The sequence below is a fragment of the Prochlorococcus sp. MIT 1011 genome, from assembly GCF_047305235.1.
GTDB lineage: Bacteria > Cyanobacteriota > Cyanobacteriia > PCC-6307 > Cyanobiaceae > Prochlorococcus_B.
On the sequence record NZ_CP138983.1, the window covers coordinates 1,228,642 to 1,241,936 of the forward strand.

At 31.6% G+C, this 13,295-nt stretch carries 14 protein-coding genes; 7 read left to right on the forward strand and 7 right to left on the reverse strand.

From position 1 onward, the window contains the following. Positions 1–173 precede the first annotated feature (173 nt). Positions 174–1,715: a hypothetical protein gene (locus SIB75_RS07485; RefSeq protein ID WP_413682663.1), complete on the reverse strand. Its 1,542-nt coding sequence runs from the start codon at positions 1,713–1,715 to the stop codon at positions 174–176. A gap of 163 nt (positions 1,716–1,878) precedes the next feature. Between SIB75_RS07485 and stpA the strand changes: the two genes are divergently transcribed. Together stpA and arsS are read left to right on the forward strand one after the other, a co-directional pair. After that, positions 1,879–3,078: a glucosylglycerol 3-phosphatase gene (gene stpA / locus SIB75_RS07490; protein WP_413684828.1), complete on the forward strand. Its 1,200-nt coding sequence runs from the start codon at positions 1,879–1,881 to the stop codon at positions 3,076–3,078. A gap of 76 nt (positions 3,079–3,154) precedes the next feature. Continuing rightward, positions 3,155–4,099: an arsenosugar biosynthesis radical SAM (seleno)protein ArsS gene (gene arsS, locus SIB75_RS07495; protein WP_413682664.1), complete on the forward strand. Its 945-nt coding sequence runs from the start codon at positions 3,155–3,157 to the stop codon at positions 4,097–4,099. Here the strand turns inward: arsS and SIB75_RS07500 are convergent. After that, positions 4,091–4,573 (reverse strand): Fur family transcriptional regulator, encoded by a 483-nt coding sequence (locus tag SIB75_RS07500; protein ID WP_413684830.1) that lies wholly within the window; start codon positions 4,571–4,573, stop codon positions 4,091–4,093. The genes arsS and SIB75_RS07500 overlap by 9 nt on opposite strands. Before the next feature lie 136 nt (positions 4,574–4,709). Between SIB75_RS07500 and SIB75_RS07505 the strand changes: the two genes are divergently transcribed. Together SIB75_RS07505 and SIB75_RS07510 are read left to right on the forward strand one after the other, a co-directional pair. Continuing rightward, positions 4,710–5,318, forward strand: a complete 609-nt coding sequence (locus SIB75_RS07505) for an isochorismatase family protein (RefSeq protein WP_413682665.1) — start codon at positions 4,710–4,712, stop codon at positions 5,316–5,318. Positions 5,319–5,383: 65 nt separating this feature from the next. Next, positions 5,384–6,400, forward strand: coding sequence for a mechanosensitive ion channel family protein (locus tag SIB75_RS07510; protein WP_413682666.1), 1,017 nt, complete (start codon positions 5,384–5,386; stop codon positions 6,398–6,400). 7 nt (positions 6,401–6,407) lie between these two features. On the opposite strand, the gene SIB75_RS07515 is transcribed toward SIB75_RS07510, so the two are convergent. Then, positions 6,408–7,430 (reverse strand): SDR family NAD(P)-dependent oxidoreductase, encoded by a 1,023-nt coding sequence (locus tag SIB75_RS07515; RefSeq protein ID WP_413682667.1) that lies wholly within the window; start codon positions 7,428–7,430, stop codon positions 6,408–6,410. Between the two features lie 303 nt (positions 7,431–7,733). On the opposite strand from SIB75_RS07515, the gene crtL reads away from it, so the two are divergent. Together crtL and SIB75_RS07525 are read left to right on the forward strand one after the other, a co-directional pair. Beyond that, on the forward strand, positions 7,734–9,020 hold the full coding sequence (gene crtL, locus SIB75_RS07520; protein ID WP_413682668.1) for a lycopene beta cyclase: 1,287 nt from the start codon (positions 7,734–7,736) through the stop codon (positions 9,018–9,020). Then, positions 9,017–9,730: an SDR family NAD(P)-dependent oxidoreductase gene (locus SIB75_RS07525; protein WP_413682669.1), complete on the forward strand. Its 714-nt coding sequence runs from the start codon at positions 9,017–9,019 to the stop codon at positions 9,728–9,730. The genes crtL and SIB75_RS07525 overlap by 4 nt, the downstream gene beginning before the upstream one ends. A gap of 23 nt (positions 9,731–9,753) precedes the next feature. On the opposite strand, the gene SIB75_RS07530 is transcribed toward SIB75_RS07525, so the two are convergent. Continuing rightward, positions 9,754–10,008: a hypothetical protein gene (locus SIB75_RS07530; protein ID WP_413682670.1), complete on the reverse strand. Its 255-nt coding sequence runs from the start codon at positions 10,006–10,008 to the stop codon at positions 9,754–9,756. A 105-nt stretch (positions 10,009–10,113) separates the two neighbouring features. After that, positions 10,114–10,674, reverse strand: a complete 561-nt coding sequence (locus SIB75_RS07535; protein ID WP_413682671.1) for a GIY-YIG nuclease family protein — start codon at positions 10,672–10,674, stop codon at positions 10,114–10,116. Positions 10,675–10,858: 184 nt separating this feature from the next. On the opposite strand from SIB75_RS07535, the gene SIB75_RS07540 reads away from it, so the two are divergent. Next, positions 10,859–11,527: a glutathione S-transferase gene (locus SIB75_RS07540; RefSeq protein ID WP_413682672.1), complete on the forward strand. Its 669-nt coding sequence runs from the start codon at positions 10,859–10,861 to the stop codon at positions 11,525–11,527. Positions 11,528–11,536: 9 nt separating this feature from the next. On the opposite strand, the gene SIB75_RS07545 is transcribed toward SIB75_RS07540, so the two are convergent. Then, complete coding sequence (locus SIB75_RS07545; RefSeq protein ID WP_413682673.1) at positions 11,537–11,794, reverse strand: hypothetical protein; 258 nt, start codon at positions 11,792–11,794, stop codon at positions 11,537–11,539. Between the two features lie 71 nt (positions 11,795–11,865). Next, positions 11,866–13,251 carry a sodium/glutamate symporter gene (locus SIB75_RS07550; protein WP_413682674.1) on the reverse strand — a complete coding sequence of 462 codons (1,386 nt, stop codon included), beginning with the start codon at positions 13,249–13,251 and terminating at the stop codon, positions 11,866–11,868. Positions 13,252–13,295: the final 44 nt, after the last annotated feature.

Below are 13,295 nucleotides of genomic sequence, written 5' to 3' on the forward strand. Positions count from 1 at the left end.
ATATTACTAAGACACTGCAAGATAAATTTAGACTTTTTACCATTACTTAAATATTCAATAATGTAAGTTTTATTTATAAAACCAGAATCTACTAAGTCTATATTTAAGACATTACTTTTATAAAAAAAATTTTGTGTAATATAATTAATTTTTTTAAAATCCATAAAATAGATCTACAAATCAGACTTTATTAAATAAGTTTCTATATAATCAATAACCTTATTATAAATTGGAATGTCTACTGATTCTATTTGATTGCCAAAGTCAATATCACTTAATTCGAAAAAAGATCTATCATCATCAATTAAAGACTTGGTAACAAAATCAATTGAAGACTTTAAATGAAAATTATTTAGCGAATCAGATATTTTTTTGCTCTGGCAAGATCTAACAGACTCTTGACAATAATTAGCTAGTTCACGAGTACTTGTCATAACTTTATAAACATATTTCTTCATTTTATTAGGACCCATTATACACATATATAAAAGATTTATCATTGAGGAGTTATTCAAAGGAATTGAATATTTCTTCAAGATATGTGGCCAATAATTTAAAGAATTTATTCCTTCTAAAGCTCCGCGCTTTAGTCCAGATTTTGCGCACCATTCTATAAACTCGTCTACATCTTCTGGACACCTCCCATACTCAATCATCTTCTCAGCGAGGACTTGACCAGCTTGAAAATTCCTAGTTGGCTTACCACTTACCGGCAACATCATGCTCCCTCTCACGTCGGCAACCATGGCAGTCAACTGACAAAAAGTATGATCTCTTATCTGCACAAAATCTCCATCCTTCTGTAAAGAAGCCTCTATACGTTGAACACCATATCCTAATTCAGTGATAGGGAAGGGTTGTTTTGTATATAAGCTCTCTCTATCTGCTCGACTCATAGAAACATAAGCAGCCTGATCCAGGCATTGATCTAATAAAAGAGTTAATAAAGTTGGCAGTAATCCAGGATTATTCTTATGAAAAGTATGAGCAAAACCTGCCAAAATTGAAGAAATATTTTTAGCAGCTTTTATGTATTGACCTTCAACGTTATGTATACCTGCAGAAACTTGAATATTAGGTGAAATTTTATTTAATAGTTTGGCACCTAATATTGCATTCATAGCATCTGGATGACAAAAATTAGCAGTAAAGCTATCTAATGGGTTACGAAGTGCTCCGTGTCGATGAAACCCTGAAAAAAAAGCTAGATTATTTAATTTTTCACACAAAACGAAAGATTCATTCAAATTGTAGTCATGGCAAAATGATCCAACCAGGCATGCAATTAAAACATTATCTCGTTTAAGTTTTTTTCTGAGCTTAAATGCTAAATCAACATCGCTTATTATATGTTTACTATTTGAACTCAAAAGAACTAATTCACAGTTAATTATTAAGTCTTCAAGAGTATTATATCTTCCTGATTTATCAGAGTTTGCAATTGCGATAGATTCAATTTTATTTTTTATACCGTTATCCATTTCAGACAGATCAATATCAGAAAAAGCCCCGAAAAGTTCTCTACCGTCTCTAGGTGCTAAAAGAATGTTTAAGCCTTCATTTTGCAATGCACAGTTGTAGGCAAGAGAAGCAGGATACAAGCCGACACTATAAAATCCTACTTTTCCATTCAAAACCTCTCTAATTCTTTTAGCTAAAGGCTCAGTTGAATAAGGCTCATCAAAGAAGCTATTACTTAAATTCTTTTCAAACACAGTTTATTTTCATTCGATTGCATTATATACAATAATAAGAAACTTTTAAAAAGCGTTTTTATAATAATGAATATTTATCTATATACTCATTTAGGAATAAGAACTATCAAAAAAGTGTATATTCATTTGAACTAGAGTAAACTAATATTTAAAGTCTTCTTTTATTAAAATGTTCAAGACGAAAGAAGAAGTTATTAGCACTATTATAAAGGAAAAAAATATTCTAATAGTTCAGGATCTTGACGGAGTATGTATTCCACTAGTTCAAGACCCACTCAAAAGAGAGATAGACAAAGAATACGTGAAGGACGTTGCAAGATTAAGAGAGAAGTTTGCAGTTCTAACCTGCGGTGAGCATGAAGGCAGAAGAGGCGTGAATCGTTTAGTTGAAAAGGCACTTAATTCAAAAACAACAGCAAAAGAAAATGGATTTTACTTACCTGGCCTCGCTGCATGTGGAGTTGAATTTCAAGATAGATATAGTAATTTATGCTATCCAGGCCTTCAGGATAATGAGATTAACTTTCTAGCAAAAGTTCCAAAGTTAATGCGCTCAATGTTAACTAATGAATTAAAAGAATTCCTACCAAATATATCAAATGACTTAAGAAATAAATTTATCAATGTAGCTGTTTGTGATACCCGCTTTACTCCAACTTTAAACTTTAATGAAATTCTTAGCTACGTGAAAAATGATTATATAAAAATAAAAGATTTACAATTAATTATGGTAAAAATAATGAATAATTTAATAGAAGAATCTAAAAATTGTGGCTTAGACAAATCTTTTTATCTTCATTTGATGCCAAATCTAGGATTAAAAAATGGTAGAGAAATAATAAAATATGCAACTCAAAATGAATTCGGTACAACAGATATTCAGTTTATTATCAAGGGTGCAATAAAAGAAGCAGGTCTTTTATTTCTATTAAATAAATACATATCAAACAAAACCGGCGTTTATCCTTTCGGTGAAAACTTCAACGTCAGAAATGCCCCAAAGACACTTAATAAATTAATAGACCTATGCAAGCGTAAAATTCCTAGCGATCAAATGCCATTGTTAATAGGTGTTGGTGATACTGTAACCTCGGTTAAAGATAATAAGGATAATTCATGGCTGAGAGGAGGTAGTGATAGAGGTTTCTTAACATTGATACAAAAGTTGGGAGAATCATATAAGAAAGAGAATCTAGTTGTATTTGTTAACAGCTCCAACGATCAGGTATTAAGGCCAAGAGTTAATGGAATTGACATGAAAGGTATTAGCGATCCTAATGATGATTTAAAATTCGATATGGTTATTAATGATGGTCCAAAAGAATATATAGAGTGGTTTAAGCAATTAGCTATTAACTTTTGACTTATTAATAAAATATTTGCACCTAAAAAATATTTTAACTATAATGGCAAAATATGTTAGTTATATTTAGATCTCTATGGAAATAAAAAAAACAAAGTTCCCGGAAATAAAAAGAGACTATCTTGACACTTTGCAAATAAATATAGGTTATAAATGCAATCAAGCCTGTAGTCATTGTCACGTTAATTCTAGTCCCAGCAGAACAGAAATGATGAGCAATGATATTATAAAACTTATACCTAAAGTTATAAAGGCTAACAATATTAAGCTATTAGATATTACTGGAGGTGCACCCGAGCTTCATCCTAAATTCAAACAATTAGTAAAAGAAGTACGTAGTCTCAATGTTGAAGTTATGGATAGATGTAATTTAACAATACTTACAGAGCAAGGTTATGAAAATTTAGCTAGTTTTTTAGCCTCAAATAAAGTACAAATAACAGCATCCCTTCCTTGTTATCTCGAAGGTAATGTAGACAAACAGAGAGGTAAAGGTGTTTTTGAAAAAAGCATATTAGCTCTTAAAAAGCTTAACTCACTTGGCTATGGAATAAAAGATAAAGGTTTACTTTTGAATCTTGTTTATAATCCAAGTGGTCCACAACTTCCACCATCCCAGAAAGAATTAGAGGATACTTATAGACTAGAACTAAAAGAAAGGTTTGGTATTTTTTTCTCCAATTTATTTGTGTTAGCCAATATGCCAATTAATAGATATGAAAACTATTTAAAGATAATTGGGAAACTAAAAGAGTATAATAAATTACTTAAAGATAATCATAATCCTGGAAACATTAACTCCGTAATGTGTAGAAACACTTTGAGTGTTGACTGGAAAGGTTATCTATATGATTGTGATTTCAACCAACAACTTGGAATGAGAAGAAATGGTGACATTAAACATTTGGACGATCTATTAATTCCTTTTGTCTCTTTAAAGGATAATCCTATTTCAACAGGAGATCATTGTTTTGGCTGTACTGCTGGAGCTGGTTCTAGTTGTGGTGGAGAATTAGCTTAAAGCCAGTGTTTCTTTATTAAGACACTTCGGACATAATGCTCTTACGTTTAACGATGATTCCAATAATTTAAATCCGAAATTTTTAGCTGCTGCCTTACCAGCATTAATCACTGCATTATTTTCAAACTCTTCAGTTCTACCACAGCGAATACAAATCAAATGATGATGATCTGGATGATCATGACTAAGCAATTCAAACCTATTACCCCCCTCACTTAAATCAAGCTCATTAAGGAAGGTCATTTTAACCAAGAGTCTTAAAGTTCTGTAAATAGTTGCAAGAGAGACCTTCTCTCCAGAAATTGTCAATTTGGAATGCACCTCTTCCGCACTGAGATGAATTCCAGATCCAATCTCTTCAAATAAAGAAAGAACCTTTTTCCTTTGAGGGGTCATTCTTTTGCCATCCGAACGAAGTCCTGACTCAAAAGGAGAAGGGTGGGTACGATAGGAAGAGGGTGAAACCAATATCAGCCTTGCTTTCTCAATAGTTTAGCGTAATGAGAAAAGCTTGCAATGCACAGAGGCTTCCATGAACGCATTTTAGTTGTAAATGATGTCTAAGAATATTAAATGATTTATATTTAAATTAGATAAAAAGAAATTCTAAATGGATCAATTTTTAAGACAATGTCCTACAGAAAAGAAATTAAATAATAATAGTAAAACATTATTAGAGAATGAAACTCTACTACTCATAGTAGATGTTCAACAAAAGCTTATTAATAATATTAAAGGAAGTCAACTATTAATATTTAATATAAAAAAGCTTATCGATACATGCAATTTACTCAATGTTAATATCGCTATTACGGAACAAAATCCATTAAAGCTTGGAATGACTTTAGAATCAATTTTAAGTGATAATAAATACCCTAAATTTGAAAAAATGGAATTTAGCTGTAGCGAGAATAAGAACTTTCTTAATTATATAAATAAAAATAATTTCAAAAATATTATAGTTTGTGGAATTGAGAGTCATATATGTATCCTTCAGACATCGATTGATCTTTTAAAGAAAGGGTTCAATATATTAATTCCAAGGGATGCTATCGGAAGCAGGAATGAAATAGATAACAATACTGCTTTTTTAAGGCTTATATTATCAGGAGCAGTAGCATCTACTACGGAGAGTCTAATATGTGAATTATGCAAGACCTCTAATAGAAAAGAATTTAGAGAGGTTAGTAAAATTTTAAAAAATTCATTTTCAAATTAAATAATAAGAAAATATCTAGACAAATCATTTTTATCAGGCAGTCTGAAGAAAAGAAAGATGGAATCATGAATGATTTGTATAAAAACATAATAATTTCACTACTTACGTTGAGCATAGGTTGCATTATTTCCTTAGTAAGTCCAAAAATTCTAAAAAAGGTTTTAAGGAGAATAACCTCCGCCACGCAAAGCAAAACAGATGACTACATAGCGAATCTTTTAATTGAGACTATTAAGCCTTTAGGGTTGATCTTAAGTTTCATAGTTGCATGGAAAGTTTTATTGATTGGTGGAATAGTAGATAAGACATTTATAGGTATTAGTAAGTTTCTATGCCTTATTTATATAGTCAGATTTGTAAATAGAGTATTTTTTAAAATACTCCAAAGATGGGCAAACAAAATCAATGATCAATCTATTAGTGAAATGATTCGCTCACTTAGTCCAATGGTTGGGGCATCTGTTTGGAGTCTTGGAATTATTTTTTATCTTCAAAATATGGGTGTCCAAATGGCTGCTATTTGGGCTCTATTAAGTGCAGGAGGTATTGGTGCTGGCCTGGCCTTAAAGGAGCCAGTTCAAGAGTTCTTCGAATACATAACGATCCTCCTTGATAAACCATTTCAAAGTGGACAGTTTATTCATATTGATGGAATCTGGGCAAAAGTTGATAGCGTAGGTGTTAGATCTACACGCTTAAGAAGTATTAACGGAGAAGCAATAGTGATGAGCAATAGCAGATTAACAAATGGAGTAATATCAAATTATGCTGAAATGAATAAAAGAAGACTAGTTCATAAATTGGGTGTGGTATATGAAACTACATATGAGCAAGCAAAAAACATCCCTATGATGATTAAAAATATCGTTGACAAGACTGAAAATGCGATCTTCGACAGATGTCATTTTATCGAATTCGCAAATAGTAGTCTTGATTTTGAACTTGTCTATTACATTCCGACTAGTGATTATCTTCAAGCAATGTCAGCACAACAAGAAATCAATCTAGAAATCATGAGGAAGTTCCAAAATGAAAATATTAGCTTCGCATATCCAACCCAAACAATTCATTTGAATAAATAAGAGATTTTTATTTAATTATCTTATCTATTAGAAAATTAGATAAATCCCATAAATGATCAGATAAATCTTCTCTTTGGGCATCCTTACTGATATCAGATTTTTCAAAAATAAATTTACCTGATGAAATAATTTTATTACTATAATAATTAAATCCAGATTTTTTATATTTAGAGATACAAGCTAAATCACTTAAAATTAAACCGGCTTTTTTATTTGATATAGTTATTCTTAAAATATCTCTAGCTAAAAAAGCAAATAATATTTGTCCTAATTGATTATATTTTCTACTATACCTAAAAAATCCTCCACTATTTCTAGAGATTACCAAGCCTGGTGCCCAAGCAATAACTGGCATTGATAGTTTTTTACTCATCAAATAAGTACTTAACTTTTTTGCAAAAAGAATATTGCATAATTTACTATCTTTATATGCTTTATCAGCATTAAATTTATTCCCATCAACCATCTCAAATCCCAAACCAGATTCTAATCCTTTTAAGTTTCCTAAGCTGGCCTTTGCTCCTACTTTCCCGCCAGCACTATCAGGGTTATGAACTTCTGATGAGGTAATAATTATTTTTGGATCTTTACTTCTATCCATCAAAGATAAAATCTTTGTAGTAAGATAGAAATGTGATAAATGATTGACTGCAAAAGTTAATTCAATTCCCTGCTTTGATATTCTAGGTGTTTTTGATCCTGTATATTGAAGACCAGCATTTAAGATTAAGACATCTATCTTTAAACGTTTTTTTTTAAGTTCAGAACATAGCGAGTCAATACTTTTCAAATCAGAAAGATCCATTATTGGAGTAGAAATCTCTCCTTTCTTAGATAATTTAATTGGTAATTGATTAAATATATTAATCAAGACTTCATTCGCTCTAGATATATTTTTACATGGTAAAATTATTTTATGACCAAGGGAAATTAAATTTAAAACTGCTTCATAACCAATACCTGATGAGCCCCCTGTTATAAAAATAGTTAAAGATTTACCTTTTTTGAAACTATTTAATTTCTCTGTCATAATTTTTTAATTTTAATTTTAATATTTAATAATTTATAATTAAATTAAATTATTTATTATCTCAATTTTTATTGAAAAAGTCTTCATAGATACTTAAAAATAAAATAAAACCCTTAAGTTGATAAAAAACATTAATACAATTCATTGTTAATCCCATCAGAAGCTATTCTTGATTCTATAGGCATAGGTGTTTAAAGTGGGATTCCTGGGAAGCAGTCAAATAACTAGATTTTATTCTAAGAAATTAAATGCTAATTTTCGATTCCAAGTAAACGGAAACGACAATGTTCCTCAAGGGGAGCTATGAGGAATAGTGCATTAAAAGATGCTCTAGTACTAGGTTCAGGCCCAGGCGCTTTATCAATAGCGGCAGCATTAGCAAGTGAAAACTTAAATATTGAAATCTTATCGGAGCAATCTCCAGAAGAACCTTGGCCCTTTACCTATGGTATTTGGGGTGAAGAGGTTGACGACCTTGGTCTAAGTCATTTACTTGAACATAGATGGATAAATACCATTAGTTATTTTGGGGAAGGAGACAAGGATCCAAATTCTAAAAAGAATGAAGTTACTAAACATAATAGAGATTATGGGCTTTTTGATAAAAACAAATTGCAAGCTTATTGGTTAGATCAATGCAATAAGGCTGGAATAGAATGGCACAAAGGATCAGCAATTAACTTAGAAACCAATCAATTAACCAGCACAGTTAAAACTTCCAATGGTAAGAAGCTTAATGCTCGTTTAGTAATTGACGCAACTGGTTACAAACCCGTTTTTATTAAATCTCCGAACCAAGGCCCAGTAGCCGTTCAAACTTGTTACGGCATCGTAGGGAAGTTCAACGAACCCCCTGTCGAGAAAGGTCAATTTGTTCTGATGGATTATCGCTGTGACCACTTGAATCCAGACGAGAGGAAAGAAGCTCCAACATTTTTATACGCTATGGATATGGGAGATGGAAAATTTTTCTTAGAAGAAACATCCTTGGGTCTATTTCCTCCAGTCTCTCTTGATGAGTTAAAAAGAAGACTGGAAAAAAGATTAGAAACTCGGGGATTAGAAATAAAAAGTCTTGAGCATGAAGAGCATGGTTCATATTTGCCAATGAACATGCCTATACCTGATCTATCACAACCGGTTCTTGGTTTCGGCGGTTCTGCTGGGATGGTACACCCCGCATCCGGATACATGGTTGGAAGCCTTTTAAGGAGAGCTCCTAAGGTTGCCAAAGCTCTTTCATTGGCAATGAAAGATCAAAAAGCATCCTCAGCTTCACTAGCAAGGGAAGGATGGCAAGTCTTATGGCCATCAGAACTTAGAAGAAAACAAGCTATTTATAAATTTGGATTAGAAAAATTGATGCGATTTGAAGAGGAGTTGCTAAGGGGATTCTTTGTAGAATTTTTTAGTTTACCTAATAAACAATGGTATGGATTCCTTACAAATACACTTAGTCTTAAAGAATTAGTATCCGCAATGTGGAAAATGTTCAGGAAATCACCTTGGGCTATAAAGCAAGGCTTAATGAACATGCATGGTAGAGAATTAAATTTATTATTTAAAGCATTAATATTTAATAATAAATGAGAAAGATTCTTATAAGTGGAGCAACTAGAGGTATAGGAAAAGCGATAGCATTAAAATTACTTAAAGAAGGTCATTCATTAAGCTTAGGGGTAAGGAATAAAGAAGATTTAATAAATACATGCTTAGATCCAAGATTAAATAATCCAGAAAGTTTTTTAGTTCATAACTATGATGCTACTGATCAAACTTCATCAAAATCATGGGTAGAGAGAACAGTCAAAACTTTTAGAAATATTGATACTATTATTCATTGTGCTGGAATATTTAAAAGAACAAATTTAATATTTAATGATAATGATGTGCAAGATATTGAAGAACTATGGAAAGTTAATGTAATGGGGCCATGGATATTAACAAAAGATGCCTGGAAGTATTTAAGTAATAGTACTTCAGCACGAATTATTGTCTTGGTATCGATGAGTGGAAAGCGATCTAAAGGCAACTTAGCTAGCTATTCAATGAGTAAATTCGCTTTAATGAGCTTATGCCAAACAATGAGAAATGAAGGCTGGGAAAAAGGTATTAGGGTTACAGCTATTTGCCCAGGCTGGGTAAATACAGATATGACAAAACAAATAAATCATTTTCCCAAAAAAGATATGACACAGTCAAATGATATTGCAAATATTTGTTCTAATTTACTTGATTTGCCAAACAGTTCTGTTCCTTTTGAAATAGCACTAAACTGTCAACTTGAAACAACACTATGAGGGAAAATGATGAAGGACTTTTTTTAAATAGGATTAGTGGTTTTCTTAAATGTATTCAATACTCCCAGAATTGCCTTACGAAGATACTTATGAAAATAATTTCTATAAAAACTTCCTATAGCTTTACCTACTGAATAAGTTCTTTGTATGAGACCAACTATAAAATTAAAAAGCCACAGACAAACCAAAACCGTAAGAGCCAATGAAGCGATTGAGTAAACCTTATTTAGCTGGTCTTGTATTGGTTCTAAGAATTGAAGATAATCAGAAATGTTCATTCTCTCTAAAGGTCGTTACCTATTAAATATCTTTATAGCTATATTTTTATAATTAAGCAAGAATTTATAAATTATATGTATATAATCTATAAATAATTATTTAAATTAAAAGGCAATTGAAGAGCGAGAGAAAGTATATAGAACATATGCAACTGAAATCATCGAAATAGCTATTAAAAAGCCTTTCAATCTGTTAGAGGTTGTAGAGAAAAGTGTAAGGTCATCAGTATCATAACCACCAAAACTACCGAGAATTGCAAGTGACCACATTGGGAAAGAGGCAAATAGTACTGAAAGAAAGAAACTAAATATATACATCTTATTAATAAGGAATGAAACAATAAAAGTTATAGCCGCGAAAAATAAAGATCCATTTAATCCTATTCTCAACTCATCATTTAAGCTTTTTGGAAAATTACTTTTACCTTCTAAATGTTTTTTACAATTATTAACTTCTGATTCAGACAAACGAAAATAGTTCGTATCTGGAATTCTCTTCTTCTTATAAAGCCTAAGCAATCTTACTTCAAAAGATTTGGGATCATTAGTTTTGAAAGAAGAAATTATTTCACCTGGTTTCATCTTACTAGCCTCACTTTTCAAATTAGCAGTGCACCCGAGTTTATATAAATCTCCATTTTTCATTAAATAAACAAATCCTGACATGATTTAATATTCTTGAGAAATAAAGTGTTTGGAATATAAAAAAATGGATTATATTCTTATAGTAAAATATAATTTCCAAAAAAAATAATAAAAGATATACATATGAAGCATATTCTTTTAAGGTTTATGAGAATGGCTAATCATATCTAGGTATAGGGCTCATGATGATTTTAACAGGAAAATTATGAAGCACAATATTTTATATAGCTTTAGACGATGTCCTTATGCAATTAGAGCTAGATGGGCTTTATTAAATACAAATCAGGTAGTGGAGTTAAGAGAGGTCGAACTAAAGGATAAGCCTATTGAGCTAATTGAAATTTCTAAAAAAGCAACTGTACCTGTATTACAGACTACTTTAAAAAAAGTAATTGACGAGAGTTTAGACATTATGAAATGGAGTATTGAAAGATCTTATATACATAAATTGTTTGGTGATAATAATGAAAAGTCTAAAGAAATATTTAGTCTTATAGAAACAAATGATAATCAATTTAAATATCATTTAGATCGGTTTAAATATGCATCTAGATTCAATTTTGAAGAAGCAGAAACTCATCGAGCTGCTGCCACGAAAATACTTTTATCTTTAAATAACAGATTAAAAGAATTTGCGACCGAAGGGGAACCTTTATTTCTCGTTGATGCAAAAGAAAGCTTAGCTGATTGGGCTATCTGGCCATTTGTAAGGCAATTTAGAATAGCGGATATAAAAAACTTTGATCAAAACCATGAAATCCAATATTTACGAAGTTGGTTAAATTATTATTTCACGCATGAGAAATATCCAATAGTTATGAAAAAAAATGAACTATGGAGGAAACAAAATAAGCCTCTGATTTTCGGGAAATAAAGTAGAAAATTATTCTGATGCTCTTCTTTTGTCAATGATTCTTGATAACTCTAAAAAGTACCCAGCTGTACAAAATTTACCTAGATTTCTATCTCTATTTCCTATATCGCTCCTAAATTCTGCAGTTTCTGCCATGACCAAATCCAACTGATCCTGAGGTAATTCATAGAGCTCTCTTAATTCAACCTCTTTTCCAAGTAGATGACTTTTAAACCATTTTTCTTTTAATTCTTGAGGAGGAATATCATTGTAAATTTGTCGGTTCATTTAAAGCAGGGAAATGGTTTATTAAATCTAATATTTATATAAATTATAACTTTAATTAAGTATGTTGATTGTCATGCTGAAGCTTTTGTATATTTTGACTGCAAAGATATTGCGACAACGAATAAAGACAATGAAATTAATACACAAAATTCTGTCCATCCTTTAAGACCAAAATTACTTATAAACAAAGGTGCTACTACCGTAATTAAGCCTCCAGAAAGAAGTGGTTGAAGAAATAATTGCTTAATAGAAAACACAGGAAGCGTATTAGTAGAGTTTCGAGGATCAGCCAATCTCAAGAGTAATAATCCACTAGCTGCCACTCCAGTTGAATTTCCAAACTCTGCTATTGCTCTTTCAAACCATTCTTCTCTAAAAAATAATCTAGAAAAAATCAACATCCCTGCAAGATTCCAAATTAATCCACCAATGGCTAAAATCGTTATTGGAACCCAGTAGTTAACCAATAAAGGTAAATTCAATCCAGCCATAGCTGTGATTATTAGTAAATCTGTTGAAAGTATGCCAATCTCACGTTGAAAAAGTGATGAGACTAATTTAGTATTTCCAGTTTTTTCCAATAAAGATCTTATACAGAATGAACCCATCAAAGCCAATGGGAATACAGGAAAAGCAAATATAACTTGCTTACTTATATCACTCAAATAATTAGATGATAATCTTAAACAATAGAGTAGAAATATTCCAACTAAAACAGCTAGTCCTACTAGAGCAAAATTATATAAAAGCAACTTAATTTGTTCAATTGGTTTAAATTCCAATTCAATGTCATTTAAATCATTTTTGATCTCTGGTTCGGCTGGAACAAGCCATCCCAAAAACCTACCTAGTACGACTAAACCGCTACCTAGCAAAGTAGAAGCAAGTAAACCTACAGTTGCCATTGCGAACCCAAGATCTAGGCCCTCAGGGAAGCCTAACTTCATAAAACTATCTCCCATTATTGCAGCAGCTCCGTGTCCCCCCTCAAAACCAACTTCAATAATGCATCCCATCAGTGGATCTACCCCGAAGTAAGGAAGCAGAAATGACAACACAATTATCCCACCAACAACATATTGACCAAAGCCTAGTAAAAGTCCCAATAAGGCCTGGGAAGCAACTGGTTTCCAAATAGCACTAATGCTTGGAATTGGTCTTCCAAGCATTAAGGTCGCGAAAACTAAAGTCAGCAATGGCGTTGGTAATTGCATCCATGTATCCAGAACCCTTTCTGGTAATAATGAAAAAGGTCCATAAGGACCAATTAAAAAACCTAATGCTCCAACTAAAAGTGCTATCGGAATACCAAATCTTTCTAACTTCATCGCAGAATCTAATCTTCTACCAAGGGTCAGAAGAATTCCTATGATTCCAAGAAGGCCCAAGGAAAGTACTAATGTTGGGATTGCATTAGTTTTATATAGGTCATCCAAGCCTAAAAACGACAAACTCATCTATAAACAAGCTTACGGAAGTAAATGAAAATTCCTAAAAAATA